The organism is Amycolatopsis sp. NPDC051903 (genome assembly GCF_044452505.1).
In the GTDB taxonomy this organism is placed as follows: Bacteria; Actinomycetota; Actinomycetes; order Mycobacteriales; family Pseudonocardiaceae; genus Amycolatopsis.
In genome coordinates this window covers 1-16,121 of record NZ_JBITBT010000065.1, presented here as the reverse complement: position 1 = coordinate 16,121, position 16,121 = coordinate 1, and the positions used below count along the sequence as shown (strand labels likewise).

Below are 16,121 nucleotides of genomic sequence, written 5' to 3'. Positions count from 1 at the left end.
TACCCGCCTCCGAGCGCTGCTCCTGCGCAGCCCAGCAGGCGGGGCGGAATCCGTGGCGGCTGCTCGGCCGCCGCTGAGCACCTCGGTGGGGACCGCCGCGGATCGGCAACTTCTCCGCGACGTCCAATGTCACCGGCATTCTCACCGACGCCGGCGGGGATCACAGCGCTGCTGCACCAGCACGGCGCACTGTCCTGATGGGACTATGCGTCGGCCGGTACGGCCGATCCGGGCGGGCCGAAAGCGAGCCCGGCCGCGGCGACGACAAGGATGCGCCCGCCCTGTCCCTGCACAAGTTCGTCGCGGCGCGCAGACCCCTGGGGCTCTCGTCATGCGGCGCGACGTCTTCACCCTCCGTGTCCGACCGATCCGGGCGGCGGCAGCGTCGCCTCCGTCGGCCGGCACGACACTGCTACCTCGACGATCCGTTGCCCGCGAGGAAGGCGGCACTCCTGTGACCGTAGAGTCGATCCGTGCGGTCATCGTCTTCGTCCTCAACGTCGAGCGCGCGCTGACGCGGATGAAGTGCTGCAAAATCCTGCGCGACTACCGCCGCGCTCCCAGCACACTCAACGACACCGTGCCCGGCATCGCCCACCTGCACAACATCCTCCCCACACATTGACCCACATCGCCAGGCCCACCAACCACAACATCAGTAACGAGACATCCTTTAGCCGGACCTCCCTCGTTCGGTCGACGGCCCCGGCGGGGCTGTCCGACGGTTTCAAGGCCATGCTGTGCTTCCGCTCCCGCCCGGCTACTTGCGGCCTTACGCCAGGGTCAGGAACAACTTTTCCAGCTGCTCACGATCGGCGGCACCCTGCTCCGAATCATCGGACAGACACTGTTCCAGCCCGCTGGCGATCAGCCGGAACCCGGCCCGGTCCAACGCCCGGGAGACCGCGGCGAGCTGGATAATGACGTCCCGGCAGTCCCGGCCGTCCTCCATCATCTGGATCACGCCCCCAACCTGCCCTTGTGCCCGCCGCAGCCGCTTGCGCACGTCGGCGACCACGTCTCGGTTCAGCTCCACACCGACCTCCTCTGGTACCCCCCAGGGTACCTGCTGACAACCGTGATCGCGGGCAACGCGCCCGGCTGCGAGCACAAGACATCCCCTTACGAGCCGCCATCAGCGTCGGGACGGAACCGGCGGAACCCCCCCGGACCGGAATTCCGCGGCGTGCTCCTCGGCGAGCCGGTGCAGCTGCTTGAGGTTCTCTCCCAGCACCTACAGGATCCGCAGATCTCGGTGGAGGATGGTTGCCGGGGAGCTCATCGCGAAGATCCCGAGCCACACGTTTCTCGGTGCCTGCAGAGCGTCCATCACGATGGCTTGTAGATCGCGCGGGACCTGCTCGTGGGCCAGGCAGCCCGCGATGCGAACCAGCTCGTCGTCGAGTTTCCCGCGCAAAGTCGCCAGGTGCTCCTCGCGTTCGAAGTGGCCGAAGATCCGGCCCGGGAGGAAGAACCGTGCCGTGTCCGGCACACAGCCGAGCCAATACCTCGCCGCTTCGAATGGGAAACACTGCCGTTCTTCGCCGGCCTGTTCATCATGATCGGGGCACCGATCAAGACCGGCGTAATCGACAACCTCGCACGTCTCGCCGCCGAAGCCACCGGCGGCAACGCACTCCTGGCCGTGTTCTTGGTCCTCGGCGTCTCCGCCCTTCTGTCCTGCGTGATCGACAACATCCCCTACGTGGCCACAATGATCCCACTGGCACTCGCCTTCACCCACGACATCTCCAACCCGGCCCACTCCCAGGCACTGTGGTGGTCCCGCGCCCTCGGCGGCGACCTGACCGCGGTAGGCGCCAGCGCGAACGTCGTGATGCTCGGCATCTCCGCCCGCGCGAACTCCCATGTCACCTTCTGGGAATTCACCGCGAAGGACGCGGTGATCACACTGATCACGATCCTTGTCGCAGCGTCCTACCTCCGGCTGCGATGCTTAGTCCCCTCTAGCAACGCCACAGCGCGCAGGCCAGCCGCCACGTGAGCGGTGAAGCAGCGCGACTCCAGCGGAATGACGGAACCCCCGGCAGACGGGCACCCGACAGGTGAGCAGATAGCAGCCGGCCACGTGAAGCAGTCAGACACAGCCCGCGGTCACCGTCGTCAATGCCGACAGCATTGCGGAGCTGCCCGACGATCTGGTGATCGGCACGGGCGCGGTCCCGCTCCGGCCGCGAATCGAGGGCCCGGGTAAGCGCGGCCCCGCAACGGGTGTACCTGCCGCACGCCATGGCCAAGAGGTTCGCGCTCACCGACACGCTCGCCCATCCCCCGAAGTCGGCTGTGGTCGTCGGCGCCGGCTGCATCGGGCTGGAGATAATCCAGGCGCTGCGCACCCAGGAATCGCGGTCACCCTGGTCGATGCGACACTCGAGTAACGTGCACGGCTGTTGCACAGCCAGTTGCTGCTCGTGGGCTTCTTGATGCCCCACGTCATCGCTCGACCCGACCCAGCCCGCACGACCCCGGTGGTCGTACCCGCTTGGTCTGCGGTGGCAACACCGCCGAGCTCCTCCTCGCCGCCGCCCTCGTGACCACTGACGCCCGCACCGACGCCTACGAATCGGGGACGACACGGCACTACCCGGTCATGAAGCCGCGCATGCAGACGTACCACCCGTCCAACACCTCCCACCCGGCCAAGCCCGGTAGCCCCACCGGCAAGCGACAACGAACATCCGCCCGACAACAGCTGTGGCTGGAACGTCGACAACACCTCAGCGAACGGTGGACTCGCGGTGTCGATCTGAAGCGGCACGTTGGCGTCGGCCGCGTCACGGTCACCATCAGCTTTCGTCACTCCGACAACGGTCCCTGGCGCAAGACCGCCCGCCAGCACGACTTCCACGACGCCCGATCCGGTCGGCAACTCGTCGGTCCTGGTCCGCGCCGCCATCACAGCCTCAAGCCCGGCACGTCGGTGCGGGTGGCCTGCCAGACCACGCCGGGGCATGGACGGCTTCTTCACCACGACCGTGGAGTAGCTTCATTGACCGCAAAGGAACTCCCGACCTCGAGCCACCCCGGAAAGAGTGCAGCGTCGTCACCTACCCGCCGCCTCGTGCGCCGGCGGGTGGGTGACGTGTACCGTTCCTTCTAGGTGTGCCGGGAAGCCTGGTCGGCGTGACTGTCGTCGATCGAGAAGAGCTTGCGTCATGCAGACCTCAACCGCCAAGCCTTCCTTGTTCAGCCGCGGGAGCTGGCCGGAGGTGCGACGAGCGGCGGGCATCCTCCGCAAGGAAACCGTGGGTGGTCTCCTGCTTGTTCTCGCCGCCGCGATAGCCCTGATGTGGGCGAACTCGCCCTGGTCGGACCTGTACACCGCGATTTCGCAGACGCGCGTCGGGCCCGCCGCCCTGCACCTGGATCTCACCGTCGCACAATGGTCCGCCGACGGGCTCCTGGCGATCTTCTTCTTCGTCGCCGGTCTCGAGCTCAAACGGGAGTTCGTGGCCGGGGACCTGCGGGACCCGCGGCGGGCCGCGTTACCAGTCGCGGCCGCGATCGGCGGGATGGTGTTGCCGGCGTCGATTTTCGTCGCGGTCGACGCGAGCGCGGGCGGGCACGCGCTCAGCGGATGGGCGATTCCGACCGCAACGGACATCGCGTTCGCCCTCGCGGTACTCGCAGTGATCTCGACTCACCTGCCTGCGGCGCTGCGCACGTTCCTGCTCACGTTGGCCGTGGTCGACGACCTTCTCGCGATCCTGGTGATCGCGTTGTTCTACACCCAGTCGCTCCACTCGATTCCGCTGCTGCTTGCCCTGGTCCCCCTGGCCCTGTTCACCGTTGCGGTGCAACGGCGCATCCGTTCCTGGTGGATCCTGCTGCCGCTGGCGGCGCTGACCTGGGGACTGGTGCACGCCTCCGGCGTGCACGCGACAGTGGCCGGCGTACTTCTCGGCTTCGCCGTCCCGGTGATCCGGAAAGATCCCGGCGGAGGACCTGGGCTGGCCGAGCAGTTCGAGCACCGCTGGCGCCCACTGTCGGCCGGGATCGCCGTGCCGGTGTTCGCCCTGTTCGCTGCGGGAGTCTCAGTGACGGGCGCAGGAGGACTCGTCGCCGCCCTGACTGATTCAGTCGCGCTAGGCATCGTGGCCGGTCTGGTCGTCGGCAAGGTCCTCGGAGTGCTCGGGGCGACCTGGCTGGTTCAACGGTTCACCCACGCCCGGCTGGCGGAAGGGTTGAGCTGGTGGGACGTGCTGGGGCTGGCCATGCTGGCCGGTATCGGGTTCACTGTGTCGTTGCTGATCGGGGAGCTCGCTTTCGGCGCCGGGAGCGAACGCGACGAGCACGTCAAGATCGCAGTCCTGCTCGGTTCGCTGCTTGCGGCGACGCTTGCCTCGGTGGTGCTGAGGATTCGCAATCGGCACAACCGCTTGCTCTGCGAGGAGGAGGAACGCGACGTCGACGCCGACGGGGTCCACGACCTCTACGGGGGCGACGTGGGATCGCCGGTCGAGCCGACGCCGCCGACCCCGCCCGAACAGCAATAGCGGATGGCGCCGCGGCTGCCGAACATCGCCGTAATGTGAGGCCGGACGACAAAATCCGGTCGGACAGTGGTCCAGAAACACAGGCATGCCCGGGTTCCACTCTGCGCGCGCCGCGGCTGGATGCCAGGGACGCCAGCAGCTGACGTCCCGAGCTCGTCGCCGTCGTGACGCGTTCGTCGTGGGCTGGGGACGCGTCCCGCAGCCGCGCTGCCAGGAATTGGCTTAGTGGTGTGGCCCCCGAGGCGACCGCGCGGTGAGCAGCACCGCGCCGCTGATCACCGCCGCGAGCAGCAGCAGCACGGTCAGCCCGAAATCGATCAAGAAGTTGATCATCGTTACCTCCGGGTGCGTTGTGGCTGGTCTTGGTGACGGGAACGCAAGCTGGTGAGGGTGATCGTGGTGAGGACGAGCACGATCACCAGCAGCGACATCGGGGTGGGGACCTCGGGGACGGCCGGCCATATTCCGTGCGCCCAGTGCAGGACGAGCTTGACGCCGATGAACGCGAGGATGAGGGCCAGGCCGTGATTGAGGTGCCTCAGCTTGGCCAGGACCGAGTGGAGGACGAAGTAGAGCGCGCGCAGCCCGAGGAGCGCGAAGGCGTTGGTGGCGAAGACGAGATAAGGGTCCTCGGTGATGCCGTACACGGCAGGGATCGAGTCGACAGCAAAGACCACGTCGGTGGCAAAGACCGCCACCACCACGACGGTCAACGGCGTGAGCGCGCGCCTGCCTCCTTCCGAGACGACTAGCCGGGTTCCGCGGTAGTCGTCGGTCACGGGCATCAGCCTGCGCAGGAGACGGACCGACCGCATGTGCGAGGCGTCCGGTTCGAACCCGCGGCCCGTGATCGCCTCGTGGAGGATCTTGATCGCTGAAAGGAACAGGATCGCGCCGAACACCACGAACGCCCACGTGCCGGCCTGCAGGAGGGCCGCACCGGCCGCGATGAAGACGCCGCGCAGGACCAGCGCGCCGATGATTCCGTACAGCAGGACCCGTTGCTGCACCTCGACCGGTACCGCGAACGCGGCCAGCAGCAGCACGAAGACGAACAAGTTGTCCACCGACAACGACTTCTCCACCACGAACCCGGTGGCGAACTCCAGCGCCTGCGCCCCTCCGAAGACCAGCCACAGCCAGCCGGCGAACAGGAACGGCAACCCGAGGTAGAACACCGACCAACCGACGGCCTCCCGCATCGACACCTCGTGCGGCCGACGGGTGACCACGAAGTCGGCCGCCAACAGGGCCAAAAGAACACCGACGCTGACCACCCACAGCACCGGTGAACCCACCGAACCGGACGCAACGGCAGGAGCGGGAGCGGCCATGGAAACCACAGACATGGGGCCTCCTCGAACACGTGTCACGGTCCGAGGTCTCCTTCACCCGCCAACGGGCAACCCGCCGAGGACGCCCACACCGCCCGTGCTGACCGGCCGGGTCTTCGCGAAGTACTCCCCTCAACGCCCAGTATGCGGCCTTCCGCTCAACTGTCAAAGACGTCGGCACCTATTCCGGTGCAGGATCGGAAAGAAACTAGGCGCGCCCGGGTTCCGCACCGGCCGCCGATACCGCTGTCGCGGAATGTGTGAGCGTTTTCTGGGTGAAGCCTTCATCCGGCCGGGCCGGTCCCGCCAAGTAGCCCGTGCTGCACAGCACAGCACGACAGGAATGCTCAGGGCGGTCTCTGCAGCCTGTGGTGCGGGTCTGCTGCACATCCCTCAGACAGACTGCCGCTTAGGACACAGAAGGACGCATCGGCACCTCGTCTGCACACTGCCCACCCGGCAAGGTTGCGTGGGCTGCTCGGCTCGTCGGCCACTCTGGACACCCGGCAACGCGAACGCCCGTTCAGGAGTAGCTGGAGTCCCGGCCGATTCGCTCCCGTTCGCGGGCCCATTGAACGTACCGGTAGCGGTTGAAGACGAGGTGTACGAGCCACCACGTCCCGGTCAGCGTCGCGCCGATTGCCAGCCAGATCAGGACACCGACCATGGCTCCGCTCGCGATCGCATCAGCGATTCGCAACGGGACGATGGTCGGGTTCCCGGCAGCATCCAGCCAGATCGCGGTGGCCGTACCGTCCGCGGTACCTTCCGCGACCGGAATAATGCCGACTCGTTGGGTACCGTCGCGTGCGGTCCATGTCGCGGCGACGTCAACTTTCGTGTGGGCCGTGGTCCCGCGGATGTCGCCAGCCTCCCGGCTGAAGGCGTCAGCGAGCGTAACCGCTGTTGCCGGGTAACGGGTGCTGGTTTCCTGCCGTGACCGCTCGATTCCCCTGGCCGTGATCTCCGAAGCCACGGCGGCGGCAAATGGGGCGACGATCAGTGTCAGCAGGAGCGCGACCAGTAGAAGTCGGCCGTCAACACGATCGCAGCGCCGGGCAAGCAGGTTGCGTCCACAGCGCAGCCGCCAGAGCCGGAGGAGATGCGAAGGACGATCCCCCATGGTCTTGGCTCCTTGCCTCAGCGCGGCGAAACTACCGGGGGCCGCCCCTGCCATCGGCACCGGATATGATCGGGGAAAGGCCGGTGACATCAGCCGCATCGGCGACCGCGTCGGCAGCTTCTTCGGCCGCCTGCGCCGCGTCGTCGGCTGCTTGTGCGGCGACATCGTCCGAGGTAGTGGTTTCGAGGGTGGCCGGTGACTTCGGTAGTGCTTCAGTGAAAGCGCGAGAGACGCCGTGGAGTGCCGAGGTGACCTCGCTGGGAATGACCCAGAAGGTGTTGCCCGCACCTTGGGCCAACTGGGGAAGAATCTGCAGGTATTGGTACGCAAGCAACTTCGGGTCGGGGTCGTTGCGGTGCACGGCCTGGAAAACCTGGTCGATGGCGTGGGATTGACCTTCAGCCTTGAGAATGTCGGCGGCGCGGTCACCCTCGGCGCGCAGCACCGCGCCTTGCTTATCGCCCTCGGCGGTGAGGATCTGCGACTGTCGCTGTCCCTCCGCGCTGAGGATGGCAGCGCGCTTGTCCCGCTCGGCCCGCATTTGCTTTTCCATCGCTTCCTTGATGGTGGGTGGTGGGTCGATGGCCTTGATCTCCACACGGTTGACCCGAATCCCCCATTTCCCGGTCGCATCGTCGAGCACCCCGCGCAGCTGGCTGTTGATGGTGTCGCGCGAAGTGAGGGTGCGCTCTAGATCCATGGAGCCGACGACGTTGCGCAGCGTCGTGACGGTCAACTGCTCGACGGCTTGCAGATAGCTGGCGATCTCGTAGGCCGCGGCACGCGGGTCCGTGACCTGGAAGTAGAGCACGGTGTCGATCTGCACGACCAGGTTGTCCTCGGTGATGACCGGCTGCGGTTGGAACGAGACGACCTGCTCGCGCAGGTCGATGGCCGGGTACACGTGATCGATGTAGGGGATGACGAAGTTCAAGCCGGGTTGGAGGGTGCGGTGGTACCGGCCGAGCCGTTCGACGTTGCGGGCGCGGGCCTGGGGCACGACGCGCACCGTGCGCAGGATCGTAATAACGACGAACAGGGCGATCAGCAGGGCGGCGATCATGAGGGCGGACATGGCTTTCACTCCCTGGGGTAGACGAGGGCGGTGCTGCCCCTGATCTCCATGACGTCGACCGCCATCCCCGCGGGAATCACCAGGGTGTCGTCATAGGCACGAGCGGTCCATTCCTCGCCGTCGATGCGGACCCGGCCGGCCAGGCCGGTGACCTCCTGCAGCACGTAGGCCCGCTGGCCGACGAGCGCGTCCACGCCGAAACGATGGCGCGCAGGCGCCGACAGGTGCCGTCGGGCGACCGGGCGGACCAGCACGAGGCCGGCGACCGACGCGACCGTGAACACGAGAAGCTGAACGAGCACCGGGAGCCCGGCGGCGGCGAATCCAGCCGTGATCAAGGCGGCACCGCCGAGCAGCCCGAGTGCCGCCGTGACGGTGAACAGCTCGGCACCGCCCAGCACGACCGCCACGAGCAGCCAGATCAGCCAAGGCGACATGGCGCGACCTCCTGCCGTGCAAAGACGGGGCGCCTGTGCTTCCCATGGTGTTCGGCCCGGAGGGCGTGAACAAGGCAACCGACCGGCGATTCTCCATCGTCACTCGTTTCCGGCGCCCGGCAACGTGGCCGCCTGCCGGCCAGCACTCCGGCTCTGCGCTCCTATGGCTGGCTGACAGCTTGGTCACCAAGGCCAGGTCGCCGTGGCCGGCGAACTCTTCGACGCGGTGTACCCGCGCCAGCCCGCTGCGAATGCTGCCGGCAAAGATCGACCCCATCACCACGTCCGTCCTGGGCGCACAACGGAGCACGGAGCCGCGCCGCACTGATCACCACCGGACGCGGGCTCACCCGCGACGCTGGCTTCTCGACGGCGTGCGCCCGGATCGCCCTCGAGCCTGGGCACGGGTGCCACCGTGGCCCGCGCTGCTCGTGCTGACTGGTGACCGGTCCGGCTATCGTCGAGGCAACACCTTGCCGGAAACCGGCAACTACCGGCACCGCGGAGACAACAGGCAACGGGAGTCGAGGCATGACCAGCAGGCACGACCACCAGCCGTGGGACGTGCAATTCTTGGCCGCGCAAGCCGCACGAGACGCCGGAGGGGTCCCACCGGCGTTGCTTGACGGTTACCTGTCCATGCTGGACCGGGTGAGCAGGACCGGCGGCCGGTTGGCGCGCGACGAGCTCGACTCCCGTCGCGCGCTCGGCACCCGGGCCGCTGAAGAAGGCATTCCGCTGCGGTCCCTGATCGACCTGTACCTCAGCGCGAACTGGCTGTGCTGGCAGCACCTGCCCGCGGTCGTGTCGGCAAGCAGCAAGGACCAGGTCCGGGACGTCGCCGAGGCGATCATGCGGGCCGCCGACGACGCGATCGTCGCGCTCGCCGACGGCTACGAGCACGCGCAACTTCTCGTGTTGCGGCAACAAGAGGCCGAGCGCCGCGAGTTCATCGACGACCTGCTTTACGGCCGCGGCGACCTGGGGCACCTGGCCGAACGGGCGGAACGATTCGGCCTGCGACTGGCCAGCGGCTACCTCGTCGCCGCAGCCAAGGCCGACCAGCCGTTCACCGACGGCGACGTCATGACCCGCCGCACCGAATCCGCGCTGCTGGCCCGGTTCGACACCCGCGAGGTGCTCGTCACGGCCAAGGACGGGCTGCTGCTGTGCATAGTCCCCGGCGCGACCACGCCCGCGATCGACGAGTTCGCCCGCCAGCTGGAGAACGTGCTCGGGACACGACCCTGGCAAGTCGGCGTCGGCCGCCCCCACCCTGGCCCCGGCGGCATCCTGCGCTCATACCAGGAAGCCCGCACCGCACTCGAGCTCGCCCGCTCTCTCGCCCTCGACACGCGTGTCCTACACGCCGGCGACCTGTTGATCTTCCAGGTCCTCTATCGCGACCGCGCCGCCATCATCGACCTCGTCGACACCGTGCTCGGCCCACTCGACCAAACCCGCGGTGGCGCCCAGCCTCTCCTCGACACTCTCTCCGCCTACTTCGCCACCGGCGGCGTCGCCGCCGAAACCGCGCGTCGGCTGTTCCTCAGCGTTCGCGCCGTGACCTACCGGCTTGACCGCGTCGCCCGCCTCACCGGCTACGACCCGCGTCGGCCCAGCCAGCGCTTCACCCTCGAAGCCGCGGTCCTCGGCGCCCGTCTGCTGGGCTGGCCCGCACGCCGCACCAGCACCGCGTCGATCCACGCGCCGCCTCAGGCCAACAACCACGTGGACGGGAGCAGTTAGGGTATTTCACCCGGCCACCAGGACGACGGACGGCTTCGCGCTAGCGCAGACCCTACTGCCGTTGGGCTCGGCGACTGGCGGTCCTACTCGCCATCACGCTGGGTGTGACTCTCACCGCGACGCCAGCCAGCGCCACCCCAAGATCGGATCACGCCCGCCACCCAGATCTTCAACACTCGGCCACAGTCGCCCAGGACAGCACGCCCGGCCGGCACGGGGTGCTGGTGCCGCCGGCCGAGTCGACGCCTGACCTGGCGCCCTCCGGCCAGGATCCGAGCTTGTGCTGCGGAGTCTCGGCGTCACCGCGATCGAGCTGGCCCGAGGCTCCGCACCACGAGCGCGCTTCGGAGTCTGCTGGCCGCGATCGGCCTGCTCATGCGCGACGTCCTGCCGCGGCTGCTGCACCACATCGCCCGTTCCCAGGAACCGCTGGTCCTGTTCGGTGTCGCCTGTGCCGTCTCGGTCGCCGCGCTCAGCGAGTGGCTCGGCTTCAGCTCCGAGGTCGGTGCGTTCCTGGCCGGGGTCTCCCTCGCCCCGACCGCTTATCGCGACGCGCTGGGCGCCCGGCTGGTCAGCCTGCGTGACTTCCTGCTGCTGTTCTTCTTCCTCGACCTGGGTGCCAGGCTGGATTTCAGCAATGCCGGCCAGCAGATCACCGAAGACGCGTCTTCTCCGTGTTCGTGCTCGTCGGCAATCCGCTCATCGTCATCGTGATCATGGCCGTCCTGCGCTACCCGGTCTGTGTGGGCTTCCTGGCCGGACTCACCGTCGCCCAGATTTCCGAGTTCTCCTTCATCCTCGCCGCGCTCAGGCTCAGCCTCGGGCACATCACCAACGTCACCGTCAGTCTGATCACCGTCGTCGGGCTGATCACCATCGGCGGCTCCACTTACCTGATCATGTACTCCCACCAGATCGACCAGCGCCTCCAGCGCTGGCTCGGCGTGTTCGAACAGGCCCGCACCAAATCCGAAGAACTTCCCGGCCACGATGGGGATGCCGATGTGATCCTCTATGGACTCGGCCGTTTCGGCAGTCGCTTGGCCGACCGGCTCAACCAGACCGGGCACCGCATCCTCGTGATCGACTTCGACCCCCACACGGTCGCGACCGCCGCCCGCGCGGGGACGAGCACCGTGTTCGGCAACGCCGAAGACATCCACCTCCTGCAGGCCCTGCCCCTGACCACCGCCCGGTATGTGGTCAGCGCGATTCCCACGCGGGAGACCAACCTGGGCCTGCTGCACAGCCTGCGCCATCACAGCTACCAAGGCAGGATCGCACTCATCGCGCACACCAGCCACGACGCCGACCAACTCCGCGCCGCCGGCGCCGACATCGTCCTCGAACCATTCTCCATCGCCGCAGCCCGCAACATCGGATGCGCTACGCCGACGGCTCATCACGGATCACGACTCCGATCAGGGGAAGGCCCTGATCATGACGCATCGCGCTGAGCAGCCCACGAATCGCAGCACGCCGCAACGTTCCGTCATGACAGACCCGCGATCGCGCAGCACAACAGGGCCAGGAACCGAAAGACCCACCGGTCGACCACCATCGGTCCCTATTCCGCGCTGGTTCCGCGCCCTCATAATTGCGATGAGTCGCGCGAATCGCGCAGGGTGTCCGTGACCTGCACGCCGAACGTTCCTCGATCGCGCCACGGATTGCCGGATGCACGTACGAAGAGGGACCTGATGGTGGATGGAGTGGATCGGCCAATTGTCGTCGGTGTGGACGGGTCGAGCTCGGCCACGCAGGCCGTGCGGTGGGCCGCACGCGAGGCGGCCCGACGTAGTGCGCCGCTGCGGATCGTGCACGTGTGCACCCTGGTTCCCGTCGCCGTACCCCATGCGGTGGCACTGGGCCCCTACCAGCATGTACTTGAGGAGCAGGGCGGACAGTGGCTGGAAGAGGCTGCTGCAGCGGCCAAGGAGACAGCGCCCGACGTGGTGGTGAGCACCGAGCTGAGTGGCGGCTGGGCAGCCGAACAGTTGGTCGGCCGCTCGGCCTCGTCCGAACTGGTGGTGCTCGGTTCACGAGGGCTGGGCGGGTTCACCGGGTTGGTGGTCGGGTCGATCGCCGTGGCAGTCGCCACGCACGGACACTGTCCGGTCGTGGTCGTGCGAGGAACAAATCTGCACACCGAACCCCGGCACGACGGCCCAGTCGTGGTCGGCGCGGATGGGTCAGCCACGAGCCAGGCCGCGATTGCCTTCGCCTTCCAGGCCGCATTCTCCCGCGGTGTGCCTTTGGTAGCTGTACACGCCTGGAGCGACCTGCCCATCACGACCTCCTGGAAACTGACAGCAGACTGGCGGTCGATCCAGCAACAAGAGTCGACGGTGCTCAGCCAGTGGCTGGCCGAATGCCAGGCGCAGTATCCGCATGTGCCGGTCGAGCAGGCAGTGGCCCGGGACCGTCCGGCCCATATTCTGCTCGACCACGCCAAAAGCGCCCAGCTCGTCGTCGCCGGGTCCCGCGGTCGCGGCGGGTTCCGCGGCCTGCTGTTGGGATCGACCAGCCAGGCACTGATCTACCATGCTGCCTGCCCAGTGGCCATCGTCCCGCCGCCTCGGCCGTAACCGTGCCGACCACCATCGCCCACACGTGCTGCGGCAGCGCGATGTGCCGGGACTCGTCAATGCTCTGAGCTCACGAGTACCGGCGCAGTTGCCGATCCCAGGCGGGTGGGAGCCCGGGTGTCTCGGCGAGGTCTGCTGCTCGCGGCCGCAGAATTACCTGTTGCCGGAAGGCGGCCGGGACAAAGCCAAAGGGTCGTAAGCCTCTCGGCTCGCCGTTCTCCTTCTGTGTGGCTGCCGGCCGTGCATCGAGCAAACAGACGTGGCTGCTGAGCCATTGAACCTGGGGATCGGTGACGATTCCGGCGTCGCCGGAGTCGGCCGAGGGGTCCGTCGAATTCCACCTTGACGGTCAGGGGTGCCGCGGAGGCGCGGGTGATGACGCTCGCCAGCGAACCAGTCTGTGCCTCGATCGCGCGTGAGATCCCCAGCTTGGCGCTGACATCAGCGACCGGTAGCCAGGCGCCGGCCTTGACCTGCCCGATCAGCAACCAGCGCGCGTGCAGGGCCAACCGGGCATCACTGCGTACCTCAGAGTGGTCGTCCGAAGGCGATGCCCACGGGGCGCGGATCCCGTCGATTCGATCTCCGCCTCGCCGGAGACGCCCCGCCAGGCGTACTGCGGCGTGTACGGCGCGATGAGTGAGCGCACCTCGTCGTCGGTGCGTACCACGTCCAGCGACGCCACGGCATCATCTACCTGCCCCACCGGCCCTCCCCCGACCAGCGGGCGCTCGCGACCGGCCGGCGGCGCAGCCAGGCCTGCGCGCGGCTCACGCCATACTCGTCGACCATCTGGCCACTCTGCCCTGGGCTTCGATCGTCGGTCGGCCTGCCGTGTTCGCGCCCGTGTGGCCGGTCGTCTCGTCGTCTGATCCAGCGCAGGCATTCCACCACAGGGACGGAAACATCCTGACGCAGATGCCACACCGCGGGACCGGTGGCCCTCGTGATCAGCTCTCCCCCGAGCGCACCACCATGACCGGGCAGTTCGCGTGGTGCAGCAAAGCCTGACTCGTCGACCCGAGCATCAGCCCGGCGAACCCACCTCGGCCGCGGCAGCCGACCACGACCAGCTGGGCGGTGTGGCTCAACGCAAGCAACCGGTGGCGAGGCTTGTCATGCTCGACTTGGCGTTCGACGTGGACGTCCGGGTACTTCTCCTGCCAGCCGGCGAGGCGCTGGGCGAGCAGGCGGTGGCCGGTCTCCTGAAGGCTTTCGCCCTGGAACATGCCGCTACCGACGCCGATGCGCGAAAGATCGCCGTCGTGCCAGGTGTGGAGGGCAAGGAGGTGGGACTTGCGCAGCGAGGCTTCCTCGAAGGCCCAGCCGATCGCCGCTTTCGCTGAGCGGGCTGCCGTCGACACCGACGACGACCGGGCCGTCGACGGTTTCCCGGCCGCGGACGACGACCACCGGGCAGTGCGCCTTCGCGGCCAGGTCGAGCCCCGGCGAGCCGCTGAACAGGCCGAGCAGCGGTCCGATCGGTTCGCCGACGACGAGGATCCTCGCGCGTTCCGACGCCATGAGGAGGGCGGGCACACGGCCTCGGTCGGTGGCTTCGGTCGAGACCTCGAGCCCGGGCACGACGGCTTCGAGCGTCTCTCGCGTCCGGCGCAACAACGCTTCCGCGCCCGCGCGCTTGACGGCTACCCAGTCCGACGGCATGTCCGCCGTGCTGCCGGCCCAGGTGTCGTCGAACCCGTAAGCGGTGAGCAAGAGCAGCGGAGCGTGCCGCCGTGCTGCTTCTCCGACCGCCCACACCGCCGCCGCGGTCGCGGTCTCCGAGCCATCCACGGCCACGACGACGGGCGAGTTCTGGGGTGCACTCATGACGTTTCCTCCAACTCCGAGGCGCGAACCCGAACGTACGGCTACTGCGCCCACCGCCGATGCAGCCGTTCGTCCCGGGCCCCGGGGCCCAACGTCAGCTCCGCGCGGCACCCCGGTCGCGGTAGCCGCCGACAGCAGTTGGCAGCGTCGAGAAAATCCGCTTGTCCCCGACCTCTTGACAAGTCACGCCGCCTGCAGGCCGACGTGCAGGTACTGCTTGAGCCGCGCGAGCGCGAGCGCGAACACGACGCCGCGGCGAGTTAGTTCCTCACCAGCTGGTCGAGCGCGTCAGCCGTGGTGAGGTCTCCGACATTGGCGTCGGTGTTGAGCACGAACCACCGCACCGGTCCGGAAACCTCGCCCGACGCCGCGGCGCGGCCGGTACACGACGAGACCGGGCTCCGCCCCGCCTCGGGGCAGTCGTCGACGTCGTGGATACCGGCCGGGCCCGGCACGACGCCGAGGATGCCGTCGTGCGGCCGGGCGAGACTGCGCAGGAGGCCCAGGATAGACAGCCCGAGCACTGCCGCCGTGGTCAGCAGGACAAACGGAGGTCCCGCCGCGCCGGAAGTGCGCGAACCTGCACAACTCGGAGATGTCGACGTGGAACGTCGCGGCGAAGATCACCGGAGAGTCGAGAGCCGCCTTCGGGAGTTGTGCCAGCAACGGCCGCACGAACAGACGATGAACACTACGGTACCCAGAGCCACCAAGGATGACAGCTGCGTCCGACTGCCCGCAGCCGAGCCGAGCACAGTGCGGCTGCCTTTGCCGCCGACCGAGAAGCACCAGCAGCCCGCCTCCGGCCAGAAGATCCGGACAAGGCGGATGGTAGGCCAGCGGGCAACGCACCCACCACCCCGAGATCGCCGTAGACGGGAACGCCAGTGACGTTGCCGAGCCAGGCCCACCACCATGAGCACCGCGATGCCCGCTCTGTAGCCGGTGAGCACCGGTTTCGACAGCAGCTCGGCGACCACGCCCAGCCGCGCGAGGCCGGCCACGAGACACAGGGCGTCGACCACCACGGCGAGCACGGCCGCCAGTGTCGCGTAGTGGGCAGGATCGCCGCGGCGAACGGGCGCGAGCACCGCCGCCGTAACAAGCGTCGTCGTCAACTTCGGTCCGACCGACAGGCAGCTCGACCAACCGAAGATGGCGTACACGATGAGCGCGCCGGCGGTAGCCACTCAGCCGCGCGATCCCCGGCACCACCGCCGAGAGCTTCATCTGGCTCAGCATGCGCGCCGCAAAGCGCCGATGATGCGGCCGGAAAGTAATCGGCGAGGCGGGACTTTCGGCCACAGGGACCAAGGGCATGTCCGCGGTGACCTAACGCCCTGCCGTTGCCCCCTCATCGTCGCGACGCTGAGCCCATGGCCGACACGACACCGTGGGCAGCGGTCCGGGAAACGCACAGCGGTGTGGTCTTCCTGGTCGGTGACCGTGCGTACAAACTGAAGAAGCC

The 16,121-nt window shown here is 67.9% G+C and carries 16 protein-coding genes; 7 read left to right on the top strand and 9 right to left on the bottom strand.

What is annotated here, in order from left to right:
* Window positions 1-454 precede the first annotated feature (454 nt).
* Window positions 455-625, top strand: a complete 171-nt coding sequence (locus tag ACIA77_RS50795; protein ID WP_395893444.1) for a hypothetical protein — start codon at window positions 455-457, stop codon at window positions 623-625.
* A gap of 147 nt (window positions 626-772) precedes the next feature.
* On the opposite strand, the gene ACIA77_RS50790 is transcribed toward ACIA77_RS50795, so the two are convergent.
* Window positions 773-1,036, bottom strand: a complete 264-nt coding sequence (locus ACIA77_RS50790; protein ID WP_395893443.1) for a metal-sensitive transcriptional regulator — start codon at window positions 1,034-1,036, stop codon at window positions 773-775.
* Between the two features lie 327 nt (window positions 1,037-1,363).
* Here ACIA77_RS50790 and ACIA77_RS50785 point away from each other — a divergent pair, with 327 nt between their 5' ends.
* Window positions 1,364-2,005, top strand: a complete 642-nt coding sequence (locus ACIA77_RS50785; RefSeq protein WP_395893442.1) for an SLC13 family permease — start codon at window positions 1,364-1,366, stop codon at window positions 2,003-2,005.
* A 1,171-nt stretch (window positions 2,006-3,176) separates the two neighbouring features.
* Complete coding sequence (gene nhaA / locus ACIA77_RS50780; RefSeq protein ID WP_395893441.1) at window positions 3,177-4,517, top strand: Na+/H+ antiporter NhaA; 1,341 nt, start codon at window positions 3,177-3,179, stop codon at window positions 4,515-4,517.
* A gap of 335 nt (window positions 4,518-4,852) precedes the next feature.
* Here nhaA and ACIA77_RS50775 read toward each other — a convergent pair whose 3' ends face one another.
* The 4 genes from ACIA77_RS50775 to ACIA77_RS50760 all read right to left on the bottom strand — a co-directional run bounded on the left by ACIA77_RS50775 (window position 4,853) and on the right by ACIA77_RS50760 (window position 8,486).
* Complete coding sequence (locus ACIA77_RS50775) at window positions 4,853-5,851, bottom strand: TerC/Alx family metal homeostasis membrane protein (protein WP_395893457.1); 999 nt, start codon at window positions 5,849-5,851, stop codon at window positions 4,853-4,855.
* Window positions 5,852-6,374: 523 nt separating this feature from the next.
* Window positions 6,375-6,974 (bottom strand): hypothetical protein, encoded by a 600-nt coding sequence (locus ACIA77_RS50770; protein ID WP_395893440.1) that lies wholly within the window; start codon window positions 6,972-6,974, stop codon window positions 6,375-6,377.
* Between the two features lie 31 nt (window positions 6,975-7,005).
* Window positions 7,006-8,049, bottom strand: coding sequence for an SPFH domain-containing protein (locus tag ACIA77_RS50765; protein ID WP_395893439.1), 1,044 nt, complete (start codon window positions 8,047-8,049; stop codon window positions 7,006-7,008).
* 5 nt (window positions 8,050-8,054) lie between these two features.
* On the bottom strand, window positions 8,055-8,486 hold the full coding sequence (locus ACIA77_RS50760; RefSeq protein WP_395893438.1) for an NfeD family protein: 432 nt from the start codon (window positions 8,484-8,486) through the stop codon (window positions 8,055-8,057).
* 531 nt (window positions 8,487-9,017) lie between these two features.
* Between ACIA77_RS50760 and ACIA77_RS50755 the strand changes: the two genes are divergently transcribed.
* The 4 genes from ACIA77_RS50755 to ACIA77_RS50740 all read left to right on the top strand — a co-directional run bounded on the left by ACIA77_RS50755 (window position 9,018) and on the right by ACIA77_RS50740 (window position 12,823).
* Window positions 9,018-10,235, top strand: a complete 1,218-nt coding sequence (locus tag ACIA77_RS50755) for a PucR family transcriptional regulator (RefSeq protein WP_395893437.1) — start codon at window positions 9,018-9,020, stop codon at window positions 10,233-10,235.
* A 375-nt stretch (window positions 10,236-10,610) separates the two neighbouring features.
* Entirely contained in the window at window positions 10,611-10,949 is a 339-nt protein-coding gene (locus ACIA77_RS50750; protein ID WP_395893436.1) for a cation:proton antiporter, read from the top strand.
* Window positions 10,910-11,692: an NAD-binding protein gene (locus ACIA77_RS50745; RefSeq protein WP_395893435.1), complete on the top strand. Its 783-nt coding sequence runs from the start codon at window positions 10,910-10,912 to the stop codon at window positions 11,690-11,692. Before ACIA77_RS50750 ends, ACIA77_RS50745 begins: the two co-directional genes overlap by 40 nt.
* A gap of 243 nt (window positions 11,693-11,935) precedes the next feature.
* On the top strand, window positions 11,936-12,823 hold the full coding sequence (locus ACIA77_RS50740; protein ID WP_395893434.1) for a universal stress protein: 888 nt from the start codon (window positions 11,936-11,938) through the stop codon (window positions 12,821-12,823).
* Window positions 12,824-13,773: 950 nt separating this feature from the next.
* On the opposite strand, the gene ACIA77_RS50735 is transcribed toward ACIA77_RS50740, so the two are convergent.
* The 4 genes from ACIA77_RS50735 to ACIA77_RS50720 all read right to left on the bottom strand — a co-directional run bounded on the left by ACIA77_RS50735 (window position 13,774) and on the right by ACIA77_RS50720 (window position 15,843).
* Window positions 13,774-14,127 (bottom strand): universal stress protein, encoded by a 354-nt coding sequence (locus ACIA77_RS50735; protein WP_395893456.1) that lies wholly within the window; start codon window positions 14,125-14,127, stop codon window positions 13,774-13,776.
* Window positions 14,057-14,653 carry a universal stress protein gene (locus tag ACIA77_RS50730; protein ID WP_395893433.1) on the bottom strand — a complete coding sequence of 199 codons (597 nt, stop codon included), beginning with the start codon at window positions 14,651-14,653 and terminating at the stop codon, window positions 14,057-14,059. The genes ACIA77_RS50735 and ACIA77_RS50730 overlap by 71 nt, the downstream gene beginning before the upstream one ends.
* Window positions 14,654-14,913: 260 nt before the next feature.
* The gene (locus ACIA77_RS50725; RefSeq protein ID WP_395893432.1) at window positions 14,914-15,177 is read right to left on the bottom strand and encodes a hypothetical protein; all 264 of its coding nucleotides are present in this window, start codon (window positions 15,175-15,177) and stop codon (window positions 14,914-14,916) included.
* 99 nt (window positions 15,178-15,276) lie between these two features.
* Complete coding sequence (locus ACIA77_RS50720; RefSeq protein WP_395893431.1) at window positions 15,277-15,843, bottom strand: SulP family inorganic anion transporter; 567 nt, start codon at window positions 15,841-15,843, stop codon at window positions 15,277-15,279.
* Window positions 15,844-16,121: the final 278 nt, after the last annotated feature.